Annotated in this window: 20 protein-coding genes and 1 pseudogene; 17 read left to right on the forward strand and 4 right to left on the reverse strand. The window is 32.3% G+C overall.

Features of this window, described 5'->3' with window-relative positions:
* Window positions 1-44: 44 nt before the first annotated feature.
* From AAGD53_RS00395 to AAGD53_RS00440, 10 genes are all read left to right on the forward strand, one after another.
* Entirely contained in the window at window positions 45-1,331 is a 1,287-nt protein-coding gene (locus AAGD53_RS00395) for an MFS transporter (protein ID WP_341762852.1), read from the forward strand.
* Window positions 1,332-1,420: 89 nt separating this feature from the next.
* Window positions 1,421-1,843 (forward strand): nucleoside-diphosphate kinase, encoded by a 423-nt coding sequence (ndk, locus tag AAGD53_RS00400; protein ID WP_341761565.1) that lies wholly within the window; start codon window positions 1,421-1,423, stop codon window positions 1,841-1,843.
* 10 nt (window positions 1,844-1,853) lie between these two features.
* On the forward strand, window positions 1,854-3,701 hold the full coding sequence (gene mnmG / locus AAGD53_RS00405; RefSeq protein WP_341762853.1) for a tRNA uridine-5-carboxymethylaminomethyl(34) synthesis enzyme MnmG: 1,848 nt from the start codon (window positions 1,854-1,856) through the stop codon (window positions 3,699-3,701).
* The gene (gene rsmG, locus AAGD53_RS00410; protein ID WP_341761566.1) at window positions 3,701-4,300 is read left to right on the forward strand and encodes a 16S rRNA (guanine(527)-N(7))-methyltransferase RsmG; all 600 of its coding nucleotides are present in this window, start codon (window positions 3,701-3,703) and stop codon (window positions 4,298-4,300) included. The genes mnmG and rsmG overlap by 1 nt, the downstream gene beginning before the upstream one ends.
* Entirely contained in the window at window positions 4,275-5,039 is a 765-nt protein-coding gene (locus tag AAGD53_RS00415) for a ParA family protein (RefSeq protein ID WP_341762854.1), read from the forward strand. The genes rsmG and AAGD53_RS00415 overlap by 26 nt, the downstream gene beginning before the upstream one ends.
* On the forward strand, window positions 5,036-5,908 hold the full coding sequence (locus AAGD53_RS00420) for a ParB/RepB/Spo0J family partition protein (RefSeq protein ID WP_341761568.1): 873 nt from the start codon (window positions 5,036-5,038) through the stop codon (window positions 5,906-5,908). The genes AAGD53_RS00415 and AAGD53_RS00420 overlap by 4 nt, the downstream gene beginning before the upstream one ends.
* Complete coding sequence (fsa, locus tag AAGD53_RS00425; RefSeq protein ID WP_341762855.1) at window positions 5,909-6,559, forward strand: fructose-6-phosphate aldolase; 651 nt, start codon at window positions 5,909-5,911, stop codon at window positions 6,557-6,559. It begins immediately after the preceding gene.
* Window positions 6,560-6,775: 216 nt separating this feature from the next.
* Window positions 6,776-8,443, forward strand: coding sequence for an energy-dependent translational throttle protein EttA (gene ettA / locus AAGD53_RS00430; protein ID WP_341762856.1), 1,668 nt, complete (start codon window positions 6,776-6,778; stop codon window positions 8,441-8,443).
* 49 nt (window positions 8,444-8,492) lie between these two features.
* Window positions 8,493-8,837, forward strand: coding sequence for a DUF2672 domain-containing protein (locus AAGD53_RS00435; protein WP_341762857.1), 345 nt, complete (start codon window positions 8,493-8,495; stop codon window positions 8,835-8,837).
* Window positions 8,815-9,177: a TfoX/Sxy family protein gene (locus AAGD53_RS00440; RefSeq protein WP_341762858.1), complete on the forward strand. Its 363-nt coding sequence runs from the start codon at window positions 8,815-8,817 to the stop codon at window positions 9,175-9,177. Before AAGD53_RS00435 ends, AAGD53_RS00440 begins: the two co-directional genes overlap by 23 nt.
* 366 nt (window positions 9,178-9,543) lie before the next feature.
* Here the strand turns inward: AAGD53_RS00440 and AAGD53_RS00445 are convergent, their stop codons facing one another.
* Window positions 9,544-10,260, reverse strand: coding sequence for a hemerythrin domain-containing protein (locus AAGD53_RS00445; protein ID WP_341762859.1), 717 nt, complete (start codon window positions 10,258-10,260; stop codon window positions 9,544-9,546).
* A gap of 254 nt (window positions 10,261-10,514) precedes the next feature.
* Between AAGD53_RS00445 and mltG the strand changes: the two genes are divergently transcribed.
* Window positions 10,515-11,483, forward strand: coding sequence for an endolytic transglycosylase MltG (gene mltG / locus AAGD53_RS00450; protein ID WP_375333235.1), 969 nt, complete (start codon window positions 10,515-10,517; stop codon window positions 11,481-11,483).
* Window positions 11,484-11,485: 2 nt separating this feature from the next.
* The gene (cyaY, locus tag AAGD53_RS00455; RefSeq protein ID WP_341762861.1) at window positions 11,486-11,797 is read left to right on the forward strand and encodes an iron donor protein CyaY; all 312 of its coding nucleotides are present in this window, start codon (window positions 11,486-11,488) and stop codon (window positions 11,795-11,797) included.
* Window positions 11,798-11,832: 35 nt separating this feature from the next.
* Here cyaY and AAGD53_RS00460 read toward each other — a convergent pair whose 3' ends face one another.
* Both AAGD53_RS00460 and AAGD53_RS00465 read right to left on the reverse strand, forming a co-directional pair.
* Window positions 11,833-13,374 carry an Npt1/Npt2 family nucleotide transporter gene (locus AAGD53_RS00460; protein WP_410521106.1) on the reverse strand — a complete coding sequence of 514 codons (1,542 nt, stop codon included), beginning with the start codon at window positions 13,372-13,374 and terminating at the stop codon, window positions 11,833-11,835.
* A 439-nt stretch (window positions 13,375-13,813) separates the two neighbouring features.
* Window positions 13,814-14,854, reverse strand: a complete 1,041-nt coding sequence (locus AAGD53_RS00465) for a transposase (RefSeq protein WP_341762862.1) — start codon at window positions 14,852-14,854, stop codon at window positions 13,814-13,816.
* Between the two features lie 222 nt (window positions 14,855-15,076).
* On the opposite strand from AAGD53_RS00465, the gene AAGD53_RS00470 reads away from it, so the two are divergent.
* Both AAGD53_RS00470 and AAGD53_RS00475 read left to right on the forward strand, forming a co-directional pair.
* Entirely contained in the window at window positions 15,077-16,423 is a 1,347-nt protein-coding gene (locus AAGD53_RS00470) for a hypothetical protein (RefSeq protein WP_341762863.1), read from the forward strand.
* Window positions 16,424-16,431: 8 nt separating this feature from the next.
* A pseudogene (locus AAGD53_RS00475) lies at window positions 16,432-17,251 on the forward strand (DNA adenine methylase).
* Window positions 17,252-17,356: 105 nt separating this feature from the next.
* Here the strand turns inward: AAGD53_RS00475 and AAGD53_RS00480 are convergent.
* Window positions 17,357-18,334 carry an Rpn family recombination-promoting nuclease/putative transposase gene (locus AAGD53_RS00480; protein ID WP_341762864.1) on the reverse strand — a complete coding sequence of 326 codons (978 nt, stop codon included), beginning with the start codon at window positions 18,332-18,334 and terminating at the stop codon, window positions 17,357-17,359.
* A gap of 241 nt (window positions 18,335-18,575) precedes the next feature.
* On the opposite strand from AAGD53_RS00480, the gene AAGD53_RS00485 reads away from it, so the two are divergent.
* From AAGD53_RS00485 to AAGD53_RS00495, 3 genes are read left to right on the forward strand one after another with little or no spacing between them, the layout of a single operon-like run.
* Window positions 18,576-19,466, forward strand: a complete 891-nt coding sequence (locus AAGD53_RS00485) for a hypothetical protein (RefSeq protein WP_341762865.1) — start codon at window positions 18,576-18,578, stop codon at window positions 19,464-19,466.
* A gap of 24 nt (window positions 19,467-19,490) precedes the next feature.
* Window positions 19,491-20,006: a hypothetical protein gene (locus AAGD53_RS00490; RefSeq protein ID WP_341762866.1), complete on the forward strand. Its 516-nt coding sequence runs from the start codon at window positions 19,491-19,493 to the stop codon at window positions 20,004-20,006.
* Window positions 19,936-20,475, forward strand: a complete 540-nt coding sequence (locus AAGD53_RS00495; RefSeq protein WP_341762867.1) for a lysozyme — start codon at window positions 19,936-19,938, stop codon at window positions 20,473-20,475. Before AAGD53_RS00490 ends, AAGD53_RS00495 begins: the two co-directional genes overlap by 71 nt.
* The last annotated feature ends 3 nt before the right edge of the window (window positions 20,476-20,478 follow it).

Consider the following 20,478-nt stretch of genomic DNA (forward strand, 5'->3'; position numbering starts at 1 on the left):
ATATACTCTCTTCAAATGTTTGCAAGTAATAACCTAAGGAAACGATGGTAAGTACATCCTTCAAAGAAAGACCTCCTTATGCTAGAAAGTATAATAGCTGGCGTATTAGAATTTTATATTCAATAATTATTGGTTATTCAACATTCATATTTTGTCGTCAGAATTTTAATATTGCCATGCCTGCTTTAATGGATAATTTTGAGGTAACAAAAACTCAACTTGGCTGGATTTTAACAGCCTCTTCTATAGTTTATGGTGTAGGAAAATTGTGTAATGGATTCTTTAGCGATAGATCAAATGCTCGTATATTTATGGTGGTTGGTCTTGCCCTTGTAGGCATCATAACATTGTTATCGGGTTTCGCTTCTAGTATAACCTTACTGGGTCTTTTATGGATTCTGAATAATTGGTTTCAATCCATGGGATGGCCGCCTGCAACACGTATGTTGACTTATTGGTACGCTTCTAAGGAATTAGGAATGAAATGGTCTTTAGGGGCTACTTCTAATCAAATTGGCGGAGCAACTACTATGATAGTGTGTGGCTATTTAATAGACGTTTATGGTTGGAAAGCAGCATTTATAATTCCTGGAATAGTGGCATTATTAATATCGTTATTTTTATTTAATAGATTACGTAATTCTCCCAATGAGGTTAATTTACCCATAGTAGAAGAGTATAAAGAATGTGATATATCTCTTGGAAACAATGGTGATAATTTATTAACGCGTCAACTAATAAAAATTGTATTTTGTAATAGGTTAGTGTGGTATGTGTGTTTTGCTAATATGTTTGTTTATATTGTACGGTCAGGTGTAATTTTTTGGGCACCCGTATTTTTACGTGAACTAAAAAACGTTACTATTGCTCAAGCTGGTCTACAAGTTGCTTCTTATGATATTTTAGGTTTAATTGGTGGTGTTGTTGCTGGATGGATGTCAGACAAGCTATTTCAAGGACGACGTGGTCCAGTTGGTTCAGTATTTATGTTTGTTTTGGCTTTTACTCTTATTTTATTTTGGCAAATACCAAACGAGTATGAAATATTTAGCATGATTATTCTTGCTTTGGCTGGTTTTTTTGTATCTGGACCGCAAGTCTTAATAGGTGTTGCTACAGCAGATTTTACTAATAAACAAGCAGTTGGTACAGCTAATGGTCTTTCAGGCTTATTTGGTTATCTTGGTGCTGCATTGGCTGGGGTATGTGTTGGTTGGATTTCTGATAATTTAGGTTGGAATGGTGTTTTTTTATTTTTTATCTTTTCTGCTTTCTTGGGGGCAATACTTTTTTCCTTAACTTGGAATTATAGTTCTAGAAAAATTGCATAAAGTACCACTTTAACCATGCTATCAGAATTTGCTTGCCAAAAATATATAAATTTATATAAATATTAACAATAAATTAATAAAGGTTTACTGTGACTCAAGAATATACATTTTCAATGATTAAGCCAGATGCTACGAAAAGAAATCTAATTGGTAAAATTATTTCTTACTTAGAAAATACTGGACTAAAAATAGTAGCTCAAAGAATGACTATTTTAACTAGAGATCAAGCAGAAAATTTCTATGCAGAGCATAGGTCAAAGGCATTTTTTAATAGTTTAGTGGAATATATCATTTCTGGTCCAGTCGTCTTGCAGGTGCTTAAAGGGGAAAATGCTATTTTAAAAAATCGTAGAATAATGGGAGCTACTAACCCAAATGATGCTGAACTAGGCACAATTCGAAAAGATTTTGCAGAGAATATTGAGGCTAATAGTATCCATGGTTCTGATAGTTTAGAAAGTGCAGAAAGAGAAGTGAAATTATTCTTTACTAAAAAAGAAATTGTAGAATAACTTAAGTCTTATGAAATATAGCGTTGTAGTTATTGGTGGTGGTCATGCTGGTTGCGAGGCAGCTTCGGCTTCTGCACGTTGTGGTGTAGATACTCTTTTAATTACTCTGAAGCTAGATAATCTTGGTGAAATGTCTTGTAATCCTGCAATAGGCGGAGTGGCGAAAGGTACTCTAGTGAAAGAGGTAGATGCACTTGATGGGCTTATGGGTAAAATTATAGATCAAGCTGGTATACATTATAAGATGCTTAATGAAAGTAAAGGACCAGCAGTTTGGGGACCAAGAGCTCAAGCTGATAGAAAACTTTATAAAAAAGCTATGTATAATGCTTTAATAAATCATCCAAATTTGACAATTTTATATGCATCTGTAGAAAATATTGAAATCCAAGACTCTAGAGTGAAAGCATTGATTTTAGACGATGGTACGAGAATTGCATGTCAAAAAGCTGTGTTGACTACAGGTACGTTTTTATCTGGACTCATTCATATAGGACCTAAAAAAATCCCATCTGGTAGAGTGGGTGAAAGGCCATCATACGGCTTATCTAACACATTGAAATATCTAGGTTTTTCCCTTGGTAGGTTAAAAACTGGTACACCTCCAAGAATAGATGGGAGAACAATTGATTATAACGAAGTAGAAGTGCAGACTGGAGATGCCGTGCCACGCCCTTTCTCTGAACTTACAGATTCTATTAAGGTAAAGCAAATAAATTGTTTCGTTACTAGAACAACTGAACAAACTCATGAAATTGTTAGAAATAATTTAGATAAATCAGCTATGTATTCTGGACAAATCGAGGGCATAGGACCAAGATATTGCCCATCTATTGAGGACAAGGTTACTAGGTTTGCTAAAGCAAGTCATCAAATATTCTTAGAACCTGAAGGTTTGGATGACCATACGATATACCCAAATGGTATATCTACATCATTACCTGAAGATATACAACTAGCATTACTAAAGACAATTCCTAGTCTTAAAAAGGCTACAATGTTAAGACCAGCCTATGCAATAGAATATGATTATGTTGATCCTAGAGAATTAAAAGCAACTTTAGAAACAAAAAAAATTGAGGGGTTATACTTTGCTGGTCAAATTAATGGCACCACTGGTTATGAAGAAGCGGCGGGGCAAGGAATCATAGCAGGTATTAATGCAGCTTTATCACTAAAAAGTCAATCAAATTTTATTTTGACTAGAGCAGATGCCTATATTGGTGTTATGATTGATGATTTAATTACTCTTGGTACAGCAGAGCCTTATAGAATGTTTACTTCTAGATCTGAATATAGGCTTTCAGTTAGGGCAGATAATGCAGATTTAAGACTAACTCAAATGGCTATAGATTTTGGTATTGTATCTGATTTACGCAAAGAGATTTTTAACAAAAAATGTGAAGATATTCATAAGGCAGAAAATATTGTAAGAACTCTTTCTCTAACAACCACTAAGTTAGCTAATCTAGGCGTGTCTATCTCACAAGATGGTTCACACAAAACAGCCTTTGATTTGCTGGGATTACCAAATTTTGGTATCGATAAAACAATAGAAATTTTTCCAGAGCTTGTTTCATTAAATAGAAAACTTCTTCATTATCTTTGTATCGAATCAAGATATTCCTCTTATTTGACTAGACAAAATGCAGATATTCAATTATTTAAAGAAGAAGAATTAGAATTGTTAGATGATGATATTGATTATTTTAAAATACCAAGTTTGTCTACAGAGGTGCGAGAAAAACTACACCATCATAAACCAGCTACTATTGGTGCGGCTAGAAGAATATCCGGTGTTACTCCAGCTGCTTTAATAGCAATTATAATTTATATGAAAACAAGGCATAGAAATTAATGTATGACTGTGATAATATTTCACGTGAAACAATAGATGCTCTAGGAAAATATCAATCGTTAACATTGAAGTGGAATAAAACTATTAACCTCGTTTCTTGTAATACCGAACATGAGTTTTGGGTAAGACATATTTTAGATTCTTTGCAACTCATGAAGTACATAAATGACCACAATATCCATTTAGTAGATGTTGGTTCGGGTGGTGGATTTCCAGGGATAGTATTGTCTATTGCAGGGATAAAGAATGTTACTTTAGTGGAATCTGATATAAGAAAGTCTATTTTTTTATTGCAAGCTTCTAAAATTTCTAGTAACAAAGTAAAGGTGGTTAATCAACGAATAGAAGATGTTAAATTAGATTGTGATATATTAACTTCTAGGGCATTTGCTCAGTTAGAGAAAATATTTGTTTATACCAAACATATTAATGTAAAAAATAAATATTTATTATTTAAAGGTGAGCAGTATCACGAAGAAATTGAGAATGCCAAAAAGAGGTGGTCTTTTTGGTATTCGGTATATGATAGTGAGACTTCTAATAATAGTAAAATTCTAGAAATTAGTAATATACATGACAAAAATAGTTGCGATAGTTAATCAAAAAGGTGGAGTTGCTAAAACTACGACTACTGTAAATTTATCGACAGCTTTATCTGTAATGGATAAAAAAATTTTAGTAATAGATTTAGATCCTCAAGGAAATAGTAGCACTGGATTTGGTATAAGTCAACAAGATAGAAAGGTTACTATTTATCAGGTATTAACAGGTTCAAAGCCTATTGGAGAAGCTATAATACAAACAAATATTCCAAATTTACAATTAATTACATCTAATACTAATTTGTCTGGTGCCGAGTCGGATTTATTAAGTATAAAAAAGCGAGAATATTTATTATCAGAGTTATTAAATAACTTAGTCGGTGACTATGATTATGTTATGATAGATTGCCCTCCATCTCTTAATCTGCTAACAGTCAATGCGTTAGTTGCTTGTGATAATGTGTTAATTCCCATGCAGTGCGATTTTTATTCATTAGAAGGGTTAAGTCATTTACTAAAAACAATTGAAATTATAGAGAAGAATCTAAACCCAAAAATAAAAATCGCTGGTATTTTATTTACTATGTACGATAAACGCAATCTATTAACTGAACAAGTGGAAGAGGACGTTAGAAAATGCTTAGGAAGATTGGTATTTAAGACAGTTATTCCAAGGAATATAAAACTATCTGAGGCACCATCTTATGGTCAGCCAGCAATTATTTACGATCATAAATGTGCTGGCTCTATTGCTTACATGGAACTTACTAAAGAGATTTTAGGTAGAAATATATGAAGAACAAAGGTTTAGGTAAAGGGTTGTCAGCTTTGCTTGGAGAAGAGGTTTTTACTATAGAGAAAGATGAATTAGTAAAAATTATAGATATCGACAAAATTGAAGCTAGGAATAATCAACCAAGGAAAAAATTTGAGTATGATAAAATAAAAGAATTAGCCGATTCCATAAGTAATAATGGTTTGTTACAACCAATTATTGTTAGTTCAATTAGCGAGGGGAGATATAAAATTATAGCTGGTGAGAGACGTTGGCGTGCTTGTAAGATAGCTAAGATTACTGATATTCCTGCGATTATAAAAGATTTAAATGATAAAGAGATTATAGAAATAGCTCTAATTGAAAATATTCAAAGAGAAGAATTATCGGTTATAGAAGAATCAGAAGGATTTGAGCGATTAATAAAAGAGTTTGGTTATACACAAGAGCAACTAGCAGGAAAACTTAGCAAAAGTCGTAGTCATATAGCGAATTTATTAAGGCTAAATCAATTGCCACAATCTATCAAAGATAAAATAAATGATGGTTTTTTAACTATGGGACATGCAAGATGTTTAATTAATCATGAGCAGGCTGAGATAATAGCTAATCATATTATTGAGAATGATTTAAATGTTCGTCAAACTGAAGATATGGTAAGAAACTGGTCCAAAAATGAATATACAAAAGCACCAGAACATGAGAAACGTGTAGGAAAGAAATTCCTAAAAGAAGGTAGTAAAGATAATGATTTACAGTTATTAGCTAAATCATTGTCAGAAAGATTTAATATAAAAGTAACTATTGAAGACTATCCAATTGGTGGAAAATTAATATTTCACTATAATAGTTTAGAGGAACTTGATTCAATTTTGTCGAGGTTAAATTAAATGCAAATTTTTTTAGATAGTGCTGATATTAAAGAAATTGATGAGATTAACCAATTGGGTATCATTGATGGTATAACTACTAATCCTTCTTTGATGTCTAAGACAAAAGATGATTTTGGATCAACCATTATTAAGATATGTAAGATAGTACGCTCTGATGTTAGTGTAGAAGTAGCTGCCAATGATGTTGACACTATGATTAGCCAAGGTAACAAAATTTTAGGAATATCAAGTAATATTGTTATCAAATTACCTATGACATGGAATGGTATTAAAGTGTGCCAGTATTTTGCAAATAAAGGCAAGAAAGTAAATATGACACTATGCTTTTCGGTTAATCAAGCTCTTATCGCTGCAAAAGCTGGAGCATATTATGTATCACCTTTTATAGGTAGGCTTGATGATATAGGTCAGAATGGTATGAGTTTAATAAGAGATATAAGACAGATGTATGATAATTATCAATATCAGACAAAAATCTTAGCTGCATCTATAAGAAACCCGAACCATGTTTATCAATCTGCTATGTATGGAGCTGATGTTGCTACAATGTCTAGTAAAATTATCAAACAATTATTAGATCATCCACTAACAGATTCAGGTTTAGAGGTTTTTAATAGAGATTGGGCTAAATCTAGATTAAAGTTTTAATAATTAAAAAGGTGAATATATGAAAAAAACTCAATCTAGTTCGCTTGCCCCTCATTTTCAAATCCAATTCTTCAAATCATTCGAGTATACTTTATATTACAAAAACTATAAAATTAATTCATGTATATTAAGGTTAATTTTTCCACCAACTATTTATAAAGTTAAAAGCTACAAGTAAATTATAAGAAATAATCGACAATAAAGGAATTAAGAGTTATGTCATATCAATATGTTTATGTTATGAATGGTCTAAGTAAGACTATCAACGGTAAACAAATCTTAAAGGAAACGTATTTATCCTTCTTACCAGGGGCAAAGATTGGTATTATTGGTCCAAATGGTGCTGGCAAATCTACTCTTTTAAAAATTATGGCAGGTATTGACAAAGAATATGACGGTGAGGCGTTTGTAGCGAGTGGGGTTAGAGTTGGCTATTTAGCTCAGGAGCCGCATCTTGATCCTACTCGAAATGTTTTTGATAATATTATGGAAAGTTTAAGTGAGAAGAAAGCTTTAATCGATGAATTTAATGAAATAAGCTATAAATTTGCTGAGGAAATGTCAGATGATGAAATGAACGAACTTCTAGCAAAACAGGCTGATCTACAGGAAAAAATAGATAGTTGTGATGCTTGGAGTTTAGAGAGGGAAATAGAGATTGCTATGTTTGCATTAAGGTGTCCAAATAAAGATGCCGATGTTACAAAAATCTCAGGTGGGGAAAAAAGACGAGTGGGGTTATGTAAACTTTTACTAGAAAAGCCTGATATGTTATTACTCGATGAACCGACAAATCATTTAGATGCTGAATCGGTATCTTGGCTAGAAAATTATTTAAAAAATTATAAAGGTACTGTAGTAGTTATTACCCATGATCGATATTTTCTTGATAAGGTAACGGATTGGATATTAGAGGTGGATCGTGGTAGATGTGTTCCATGGCATTCTAATTACACTACTTGGCTCGAGCAGAAGCAAGCAAAATTAGAGCTTGAAGATAAAGAAGAAGATGATAGGAGTAAACAATTAAAAAGAGAACTTGAATGGATACGTCAATCACCAAAAGCTAGACAATCAAAAAGTAAGGCTAGAATTAGTGCTTATCAGGATTTGTTGACTAAACAAAAAGAACAAAGATCCGGCATTGCACAAATTATTATACCTAATGGTCCACGCCTAGGCGATTTAGTTATAGAGGCAGAGCATATAGCAAAGAGATACGGTGATAAGGTGTTGTTATCAGATTTTAGCTTTAAGGTTGTTCCAGGAGCTATTGTTGGTATTATAGGTCCAAATGGAGCAGGTAAATCTACTTTATTTAACATTATCACTGGCAAAACTGATCCAAATCACGGCTCTATTAAATTAGGACAAACTGTTAAACTTGGTTACGTTGATCAATCAAGAGATGATTTAGACGATAACAAGACTGTGTGGGATGAGATTTCCTTAGGTCTTGAAGAGTTACAACTTGGTTCTAGATCAATGAAAAGTCGAGCTTATTGTGCAGCCTTTAATTTTAGGGGTGGAGACCAACAGAAGAAAGTAGGGCAACTTTCTGGTGGTGAACGCAATAGAGTGCATATAGCCAAATTACTAAAAGAGGGAGCTAACGTTATATTACTTGATGAACCATCGAATGATCTTGATGTTGATACGTTACGAGCCTTAGAAGATGCGATTTTGGATTTTGCTGGATGTGTATTAGTAATAAGCCATGATCGTTGGTTTTTAGATAGAATAGCAACACATATTATTGCTTTTGATAAAGATGGAAATGCTACATGGTTTGAAGGAAATTACCAAGATTACCATGATTATATGATTAATTTAACAGGGGAAAATATTATTAATCCTAAATATCGTCATAAAAAGTTAGTATAAACCTCAATTTTGGATTAAAAGCAGAAGAGTATACAGCAGAAATAGAATTATGAAGAGGTCTATTATGTCTCTAGGAGAAATATTAGTGGTTATGTTAGTAGCACTGATAGTAATGAAACCAGAAGATATTCCAAGCATTATAAAAAAAATCCAAGAATTTAAATTATACTGCTCAGCTATCAAAAATCAAGCATTAGCCTATATTACGAAAGACTTAAAAATTGATAATAATATTTTAGAGAATAAAGCTGAGCTGTTGAATTTTTATTTAGAAAGAATCATTAATATCCAAGGATATTATGATGGTAATTATTCTCTAGATGAGCTTAAAGCAAAGTATGATGAGCTTATAAAAATAAAAAGTACAAAATATGTACAAGATTGTAAGAAATAATGAATTTATTGAGTATATAAAAGATATATTAGCACCTTTCGGTCAAATAACTACTCGTACGATGTTCGGTAGTTATAGCATATATAAAGATAGAGTGATAATAGGGATTATTGCAGAAAGTGAGCTATATTTTAAAGCAGATAGCTTCACCGCTAAATATTTTAAATCTTTTGGCTCACAGCCATTTACCTATAATAGCAAAAATAAGCTGGTAACTATATCATATTGGAAAGTATTACCTGAGATTTTAGATCAAGAGGAAGAACTTGGAAAATGGGTCTCTATGGCATTTAATGTATCTATTAATTCCAAGAAAATACCTCATGCTTTAAATCATTGAGGTAGAATTGTGAATTATGAAGGACACCAAAAATCTGATATTGTATTTACTAACCTCAGTTTTGGATTAAAATTAAAAATATTAATTTAACAATCAGATGCAGAGCCGTCTCAAATCTGATTGTTTCTATAATTTCACCGAATTTGGTATACTCAAATGATTTGAAGAATTGGATTTGCAAATGAATGGTGAGCATGCTAAGCGTACATATAGTATAGTTACGCATGCGAATCCATGATATTTTCAAAAAACAATTCGTAGGAGCAGAAGAGTATATAAGAATTGACAAATTCTTATTCCAAATTCGCGTAAGTGGCAAACTGCTGTATTAAATGCAGCATAAATATGTTGAAATCACTAAATATATTACAGTTTTACAAGTTCTGTACTGTCTGCAGTAGTGCCTTTTAAGGGCAAATCAAACTCCATGGCGAAAGTGGATTTTTCATCATTAGTGAAACAGCCTTCTGAGACTAATGTACGCTTCCAAATTTCAAGAAACATTTCAGGTGAGCAAGCTTCTTTAATATCTTGTAAATAAGTACGTTTTTCAAGAAAATTCAAAACCGGGAAGAAGCTCGAGCTATCTAATAAAACATGTTTAGGCAGACCTCTATAACTATCTACGGTAACCTGCTGCAACTCTTTATCAGAATAAAGATGCCATAATTCAGGCATTAATATGGTTTCTTCTTGATAAAAATGCAGAAGATTGTTAGACAAAAACTTATCATATAAGGAGCAGATATGGCAGCCTTGTATAACCCGTTCTTCATCATCCACTGTTTTTATCGCATTTTCAAAAATCCCCTGAAACTCCATCAGCTCATTTTCCTGGTCGTAATGTACTTGTTCAACATGCTTATGCACGGTTGATCCTTTTTCATTAAACAATGGGGTAAAATATTTTTCTTCTTTTTGTGCATGCATTTTTAGATCAAATGCAATATTATTAAAAGAATCTTTAATACCAATTACAGCTGCTATTTTTCGAAAATCTGTTTTACCTAGCTCCTCTCCGAACTGGTACAGCTTCTTACGAATGAACTTATGTACACTTCTATACAGATCATATCTTAGCATTTGATTATATTCCTTAACTAAATTAGAGGATTAGATTGATCATAGGTTTGAAAAATAACGCGATAGCATTTCTGTATTTGCATATTAATAATTTTTATGAATGTTAATTATCTGCATCATAACATATTATTTAAATGTTATCACTACCTATATTACTGTTCCGCCTATTATTAATTTATTACATCGATAGTTGAGGTTATGTTATAATCTTCTGAAATCATCTAATTCTAATTAGGTATAGCTTGTTTAAGAAAATACTAAAAATAAAATTTGTTTTTGTAACTATTACATTGATTTTGCTGATCAGCGGAATCAATTTTTGTATATTTTACTTATTTGTACCTGGTTTACTTGCAGAAAGTAAAACTCTAATAATTAAGCCTAAGTTGTCGATTGATCAAATTACTACGATATTAAATGATAACAAAATCATTAAATATCCTTATTTATTTGCATTTCTTACAAAAATATATTCATTAAAACATCCTATAAAAAGTGGGGAATATACTTTTACTCAAAATATTTCTCCAATGCAAACTTTAAAAATATTGTCCAGTGGCAAATCGATTATTCATAAAATGATTATACCTGAGGGTCTGCTTGTACATGAAATAATACAAAAGATTAATAATGAAGAACGCTTAATTGGTGAGATTCTAGGAACAATTCCTGAAGGATTTTTAATGCCATCTACTTATTTTTTTTCATATGGTGATCAAAAAGAGCAGATCATTGATAAAATGCGAAAATTAATGTCCCTGCATCTTGACAAAGTCATGGAAAAATTATCACCCAATTCCCCATTAAAAACCCGTCTTGACGTCTTAATTTTAGCGTCCATTGTGGAGAAGGAAGCTAGCTTAGACGCAGAAAAACCTTTGATTGCTGCTGTATTTCTAAATCGCCTTACCAAACATATGAAATTGCAAGCAGATCCAACGACGATTTATGCTATAACACTTGGGCAAGATAAACTAGCAAGGCGATTAACTAAAAAAGACTTAGCTATCCAATCACCCTATAATACATATTATGTCTTTAATTTACCACCTGGAGCTATTTCTTGCCCTGGAATAAAATCTTTAGAAGCTGTAGTAAATCCTGCTAAAATTGATTCATTATATTTTGTTGTTAACATTATGGGAGGGCATAATTTTTCCAATAACCTTAACGATCACAATAAGTACGTTGAGATGTATCGCAAAAGTTTAAAGGAGCATTAAGTATGGACAATACTGAATTTGCCAAATTGGCTGAAAAAACAATATCTTTAATTGCCGATACAATTGAGGCAGAAGATAAGAATTGTCTTATCGATATTGATTTTCAAGGTGATATTCTAACCCTAACTACTAACCAAGGAGTATTTGTTATTAACAAACACTCAGCTGCTAAAGAAATTTGGTTATCTTCACCGATTAGTGGTCCTTACCATTTTTATTATGTTGCTGGTAAATGGAAATCAAAATCCTCTGATGATCTAATTGTTATTTTAGAGCAGGAGTTAAAAATTAATATGCTAGATTATATCTATTAGTTGTTATCTTAGATTTAAGGAATAATGTCTAAGATTCATGATGTTATATTATTGTACTCTTTACTTAATTCTCTAACTGTCCAAATCCATATGATACAGATTATACCAAAGACTACCATTAAATAGATAGAGATGGATTGAAAAGTTGCAGAAGGCATAATAATAAATATTAAAGATTGGAGAAATGCACTTGTTGACTTTCCAAGCTTAGTGCCGATTATGTCGGCAGCTGCCTTACCTTTTGTTTTAAGTTCAGTATCTAAAGGAACATATGACATTTCTTTAGTAGAATCAAATAAAGTATACTTACTTGATTTACTTAGCACATTATTGATTAGTCCCATTGTAATAGCAATCAAAGAAGGGTCGGTTAACATAAAGCTAACCACAATTAAGGCAGCAAATCCATCAAAGTCGGATACTGCAAAAAATAACATACCAGTTACAAAAACCATTATTGGCGTTATAATTGCTGCTGTAAACCAACCCAACCTTCTTACAATATTAGAACCAAGAATAACAAATAGAATAGTAAATATGCCAGTAATACTTAGATAGTTGCCAACAAAAGCAGCGAATTCAGTTGGCGTTTTATAAATTTTTGCAGCTGATGCCTTCCAAGGTCCTTCAACTAAATTTATAGCTATGCCATAGCAAATAAGTAGTGTAGCAATTAGTCTAATATATCTTGAAGCGATAATCATTTTAAAACTTTCCACAAGAGTTATTGATTGCTTCTTGACCGAAAATTTCAGTTGTTCTACCTGATCTTTAGCTAATATTTTATGGTTTAACATCCAAAAAGTTGCCACTGCTATTATACCAAGAACAAGTACACAGACTAAGATAATTTGTACTGAAAGTTCTGTATTTGTATGTTTTAAGTCAAAATTTCTAATTAAATATTGATTGAAATAAGCTAAATTTTCTAAAAACTTGCCTGATATGTAAATACCTGTTTGTGCCAAGAGTCCAAATAAAGGATAAAATCTTTTCGATTGTTCTACCGAAGTGATATTATTAACAAACTGCCAAAAGAGTAATGCAAACATCACACCTGGCCATAATTCTGCTATAATATAGAATAGGGAAAAACTCCAATTAGATAAAAGTAATATAAACCACTTCAAATTAGGATAAGACTTTATTAAAATGCTTGCATGCTCACTACTCAAATGAAATATTGTATGATTAGGAAAAATATAAAAAGCAAATAAGGCAAAAAATATTAGAAAAATTGACAGTATAAGGTAGAAGATATTTTCACCTTTCATGTTATTTACTAATTTTACATAGATCATCATGACTAGAAATGAAGAAGGAAGAACACCCCAAAATTTGAGAAATGATACAGTTTCAGTACCAATCATAGTATTAACAAGGCTGTCTTTTAAGGCTCTGATAATGTTTTGTATAAACAAAATACAAAACATCAATAATGTTATATATAGAAATTTGGATAATTCATGTCTTTCAACAGGCCAAATATATTCTAATAATTTATTTGTTAATTTTGAGGGTGAGGATGTATTGTGAGTTATAGAAAAATACGAAAGAATTCTAGAAATGACTGCCATATAAGGCCTAACCTACTTATTTATTGGCTAGGGCTACATATTAAAGCTTATTGTCTTTAGTGTCAAGAAGAATAAGCACGAATTTGAGCAGGGTAATTAAAAATTATAATCAATAGTTGATATAAACATAAGTTTAACCGCTCCTGATATCATTCTTATACTAAAAACGGGAATCCATAATATCTAATAGCCTTTGCAGGTTATTTTTTAGATTCCCGCTTTTAGCTAGGAATGATCGTTTTTGCCTAAAACCTTCTAGAATTAGATATACGTGACTACGGCTCATCCATGCTACTTTCAAAAAATAATTCTTGAAAGCAGCGAAGAATTGATACTAATATTAGACCTCTTGCAGAATTCGCTTCTGCTAGGGAATTTGTAGGAGGACCGGAACCTCGACCCGCAGCGTACTCAAACGTCACACTACTGGACAAAAAGGTTAGGTTGGTTGCACAAAGTGTAACTTAAACAATTTTATGATTAAGGAATCAAAAAATTGCTTAGAACGACTATAAGCTTGTTTAATTGATCTTATACCTAACTGTAGTACAGAATAACTCCTACATCCTAGCGTTTTCTTCATTTTTATCGGTTGCTCTTGCTCTCCAATTGCTCCTATTTTTATTGCCATTGCATATGCTATAAATAAACATTTTATAAAATTCTCTAATCGCACTTTACTCTTTATATGCGTATCTTCCATTCTAAAACCATTACTTTTGCACCCTTTAAAGGCTGCCTCGATATCCCATCTCTTCCGATATATTTCAGATCCGTTTGACATGTTCTTACTATACACTATCGATAGATATTCTCCGCTTGCTAATTTGATATGATCAAATTTCACTGGGACAGAATAAAACCTTGTAGAAAAATTTCTTATCTTTATTTCTTTCATGCTATCGATCCTAATCCATTGACCTTCTTTATTAACTATTCTATTTGTCCTTCTCACCCTTAATGCATAATTAATATTTTTATTGTGAAGATAGGTAATTAATTTCTCATTATCAAATTCCCTATCTCCTAATATTCCCTCTATCTTTTCCTTACCAAATTCCCCTATAAATTTCGATATTACTGCAATTTGATCGTCTGCCGTACATGCTCCTTTATAAGGAATTATTTTATATATTAATGGCATAGCAATTTTATTATATGATACCGACAATACTAATATATTTCTTATCTCCTGTCCTAATTCCCAAGTGGTTCTATCTATTGATAAAACCACTTTCCCTTGAGGAATATAATTTTTCATATACTTATAATAATCATCAATATTGATATTGTCTTCTTGAAGAAATCTATATACCGCTTTTATTTTTGAATCTAATAATTTATCTCCTTCTATTTCTTCTGCCATATTTTTATATTTGCTTCCTCGACACAACATTAATGATTTTATTATGCCCTTGAACGTGTTTAGTCTTGTATCTTTCATCTCAAAATGATTATATAGTAGTTCGGCTAGTAACATAGAGTACCACAGATTTTTTTGTGTTCAATCTAAAATACTCTATTTACTAGCTCTTGCAACCACCCCATCTCTTTTGTCCAGTAGTGTGACTCTAATGTACGTGAGGATTCGAGTACCGCATCGACGTACAAATCACCAGCAGAAGTAGAGTTTCGAAGCAGGGCTTTAAGGCAATTAGCGGTACTTAGTAATTCCAACAGTTTTACTAATCAATTAGACCTAATGCTAGGAGTAAAACCACAAATACCATCAGTTGACCGTATCTTTGGAGCTTATCGTGCTTGGAAATGTATGGTAAATCTTGGCAAGGTGGTACTTTCTTCAATCCCTGATATGATAAGTTTTGTCAGTGAGTTACAGAACAATGGCATACCACTACTTCAGTCTTATGCTAATTTATTACAAGTGGCGGCTACAGGCTTTAATGGTAAAAAGAAAAAAGAGCTTGCTAGTTTGCTTGGTGTGGCTGTAGATTCACTGCTTAGTCACAGTCATTCTCGTTTTGCAGGAGAGTATCCAGTATCTGGTAGCATATTTAAACTTACCAATGCATTTTTTAAACTAAACTTTATGGAATGGTGGGATAATACTTGGAAATCTACAGTTGGTAATTTGTTATCGCATAATTTAGCATCACAAGTCAATAAGCCCTTTAATTCGCTATATCATAATTTACAAACTTTGCTTAATAGATATGGGATTAATGAGAGTAATTGGCATCTTTATCAGCATTTAGTACAGCAAATAGACAATAAGCCATATTTAATACCCGATATGGCACTACTACCTGATCATTTACTAGAGCAACATTTACAACAACAAAGTGCTAAAAGTACAATTAATAGTCTCGATATAACTAGATTAAAGCAGGATTTGACCAATAATTTACGAAGATATTTACTTGATCGGGTTGATATAGCTATTGCCACTCCGCATACTGCCGAGAAAAATGCCGTGTTACTCGGTAATTTAGGCATTAAGGCAGGTTCGCCAGCTGCCGCGGTGATTCAGTGTATAATGCAATTCAAAACTTTTGCCTATACTTACATTACTAGACCGTTAAAATCAATAACCATCGATCAAATACCAACCCACCAACAAATAGGTAGTGGCAATTTGTTGGATTTAGCAACATGGAAGGATATTGCTAAATCAATGAGAAACCCGACTACTATTAAAATGTTGTTTCAATTATTGCCGGGTTCTATAGGACTTGGTTACTTGTCGATCAATGCTAAAAGGTTGGTAGAAGGGAAAGAATGGATTGCACCAAACGAAGAAGGAGTATTTATAGCGTCCTTATTACAAGGCGGAGGTCTTGGATTATTTGGGGATTTTTTCTTTAATGAGTATGATAGTTATAATAATCTGCTTAAAGCTTTAGCAGGAACTATGGGTAGTGATATTATTGATTTTGGCACAATAGTTACTTTAATCAAAAATGGTGAGCTGGATAAGGCAGAAAAGTTGCTTAAAAAATATCTTCAAAGAAACATCCCGGGTCATAATTTATTCTACCTACAACCCGCTCTCTGTGGCTTCCATGACTGTCATAACTTGAATTGGTAGGAAAAAGAATGCACATAATAATTGAAAATGACCATAAGGCAAAACCATTTGTAAAATGGGCAGGGGGAAAAAGACGTTTAATAAAAGAATTATCTTCAAGAATACCGCAAACTTATAAAAGCTATTATGAGCCATTTGTAGGAGGTGGAATCCTATTGTTTGCTCTTGCTCCAGCTAGTGCGACTATATCAGACATAAACCGAGATTTAATCACTACATATGCTGTGATTAAACATAAACCTCAAGAATTGATAAAGCTATTGGCAAAACATAAAGTAAACCATTGTGAAGAATATTATTACAAAATCCGAAAACAATTTAATGGTTAATGATATAGAAATTGCTGGACATTTTATATATCTTAATAAAACCTGTTATAATGGTTTGTATAGAGTCAATAACAAAGGGGAATTTAATGTGCCTATAGGGAAGTACAAAAATCCAGCAATAGTTGATGAGACAAATATAATAGCTTGTAGTGAATTTCTACAAAATGTTGATATCAAACATCAAGATTTCAGCAAAATTTCTCCCAATAAAGGTGATTTTGTTTTTTTTGACCCTCCCTATTATCCTATAAATAATAAATCGTTTACTAAATATACAAAATCTGATTTTACAGAAATAGACCAAATAAAACTTTATCAAAAATGTAAAGAGTTAAACGATAAGGGTGTATATTTTATGCTTTCAAATTCCAATATTCAGTTTATAAGGCAGATGTATAAAGATTTTCATATAGAAATTATCGAAGCACCAAGAAATATTAATTGTAGAGCTAATGCAAGGAAAGATGCAGAAGAGGTTTTGATTAGGAATTATATTTAGCTAGTTACTAATCTGTACTAATTGAGCTTTATAGTTTCAATTTAACAGATATTGATTACTTGCCAAATAGCTCCTCTTCCTCTGAAGCATTTCTTATTGTTTCTATTATTCCGGACTTTCATCTTGAATATCTATTTTTAATAGCTCGTTAATTTTACTGATAGGTAAGCCAGTCATTGTAGCGATTTCCTTAACAGCCCTTCCTTTTCTCATTAACATTCTTATTAATTTAGCTTCTCCTCTAGCTTCTCCTCTAGCTTCTCCGATTTGGATTCCCTTAGCCTCACCAATTTCAAAGCCTTCTAGAATGCCTTCTTCTTTCCAATGTTGTGCCAAACTACCCATAAGACTTGTACCTGTTTCCTGATTTAACTTACTTGTTAATAGCTTTTCTAATTCTAGTTTATCCTCTTTATTTATTCTTGTCAACGTATAGCATAGTAGCAGCTCTATATAGTTATAGCCAATACTTACCTTGACTAGTTCAGGTAACATATCGGCTATTTCTTGCCATTTTTTAAGTAGATCGCGTTCTCTTATATGTTTTGCAAAAAACTCAAATATCCCAGACCACACCCTTTGCTTTAACTGCTCATCAGGAATATCATTAACATTAACTATTTGATAATCATTTGTCCAAATCTCTTTAGCTAGTAGGTTATCTTCAAAAAGTTCCCACAAATTACGAGAGGCATTATAGTTCCCCGCACCATTAAAAAATATTAGTGGGTATATTAATGGCAAAGACTTTGCCTTAGGATTTGCAGTTAAATATCTATCACAGATATTTAACATATATCGTAACAAACGGAATGCCATAAAATGATCAGCCGAACTTTGATGCTCAATGAGGAGAAACAGATAACCGTCCTTACCATCAAACTTAGCAGAAAATAACACATCAGAGATAGAATCTCTTAGATTTTGCTCTATAAAACTGGTGTTTTCAAATTTTAAACTAGGAAAATCTATCAGAGCTTTAATATGTTTAGGCAAATGAGCGTTTAAGAATTCATGTGCTACTAGTGGATTTTCCATTACTTTGCGAAAAATTTGGTCATGCTTCAAATGTTTAGTAGTCATTTTACCTACCTAATTTTAGAGAGTTCCTTAATGTGTTTTGACATAAAAACTTTTAACAGGCAACAGTTTTTTCGTTTTGTTATATAGTTTTTGAGTAACAAATATTTGCTAAGTTAAGTTGAAAAACAATTTAACTTATATTAGTGAAAATATGATGTAAAAATATCACAAAACTTGATGCAAATTGTGATTTTTTATGATATAATAACTCCCCTACAATACAGATACTACAGGGGATTATATGGGAAAAATACGAAAAATTGTTGTCGAATTTAACAGATCACAAGATATCGATAATCTTAGAACAATCATGAAAAATGTTCATGCAAGTAATAGTGATCATTTACCGGATATCGCTAAATTTCACTTAGGCGATAAGATTTTTATACCAAATCAAGTAGAAAAAGCAGAGCTGCACATAGTAACTGCGAGCGGCACTGAGATTAGAACATTTCCTAAAGCATCACTAAGCTTTTATTTGGGTACTGGGCATCCTTTCACTAAAATATCCATGAATTCTAAGGATGAAGGTAATTATATCGTCCTGCCTTGGAATTTAGGCAACCGAGTTGGTAGAGATAATCTGAAGAACCTAAATGAACGTCTTCGAGCCAGCAATATTAAAGGGCTAAAATATATCATCTGTGTTAATAGTTCTGACAACCTAAATAGCCTTAGTCTTGAGAATAGTAAAGATTTAAGCCAAAGCCTAACCTCGCTAGCTAGTTTACACCTATCAGATATTGCAGCAGAAGATGAAACTGAAGGTTTGCTTAATAAAATAGGTGATTTAGAACAACAGCTAGTTGCACGAGATAACGTTGTTAATCAAAAACAAAATGAGAATACTAATTTACTCAGACAAGTTGAGCAAAAACAAGTACAGATTAATAGTTTAACTACGCAAGTTAATAACTTCACTAATCAGATTTATTACAAACAACAAGAGATTAATGGTTTAAATAATCAAATAACAAATTTAAATAACAAAATAACACAATTAAGTAAAAATGAGGTTTCTTGGGATAGTAGGGTTAAAAATCAGACTCTCTTTGAATTCGTAGGTTTTACCGGGCAGTTAAAAACTGTAATCGATCCCGTTAATGGAACTATGACCTTTAACGTAATTTAACTGTAATAATTTAAGTATATTAATATGTTAGCACTAATATCAGGCTTGTTAGGATTTTTCAGCAGTTTTATACCGGAAATTTTGCATTTTCTTAAGGATAAGAAAGACAAGGAACATGAGCTGAAATTAATCGGTCTGCAAATCAAAGCTTCAAATACTGTCCATAGTGCTAGACTTGAGGAAATCCAAATTCAGGCTGATAATGATGAGAGTAAATATCTGTATCAATATGCCGGTATGCAAATAGCCAATAACAGCAATAATAATTGGGTAGATTTTTTATCTACCAGTGTTAGACCCATGATTACTTATATATTTTTTCTGCTCTATGTAGCATTAAAACTAGCGATCTTCATAAAATTTGGTGCATCAGACACTATATGGAGCAGTGAGGATCAAGGTATATTTTGTGCAGTTATTGGTTTTTGGTTTGGTCATCGGGCTTTTGGCAGATCTAGAGTTAATGGTTATGGTAACAATAACGGTTACACCTATAGCAATGGCAGTGGTAATGGTAAAGTTAATGGATACAAATATTAAACTTGCTGCAAATGATAGCAATAGTAAAGCAGAATATATCATTAAAATCTTTGAAGGCTTGAAGCTACAACCATATTACTGCCCAGCTGGTTTAAAAACTATTGGCTGGGGGCATGTGATCAAAGAGTACGAACAACAACAAATGTCTGATGGTATATCGCGAGAACACGCTGATTACTTGCTAGAGCAGGATATAGAACAAGCCAAATATGCCATTTATCGACATTGCCGTGTACCATTAAACTGCTCACAAGAAGGGGCTTTGATATCATTTATCTTTAACTGCGGAGCTGGTGCATTTCAAGCTTCCAGTTTACGACAGAAGCTGCTACGAGGTGAATATTTATCAGCCGCTGATGAATTTCCTAAATGGGTTTATGCTAGAGGTATCAAGCTTAAAGGTTTAGTTAGAAGACGATTATTAGAGAGAGAAATATTTTTACAAACAGTATCATATCAACAAGGATAAAAA

It is taken from the genome of Candidatus Tisiphia endosymbiont of Melanophora roralis (genome assembly GCF_964026575.1).
Lineage (GTDB): Bacteria > Pseudomonadota > Alphaproteobacteria > Rickettsiales > Rickettsiaceae > Tisiphia.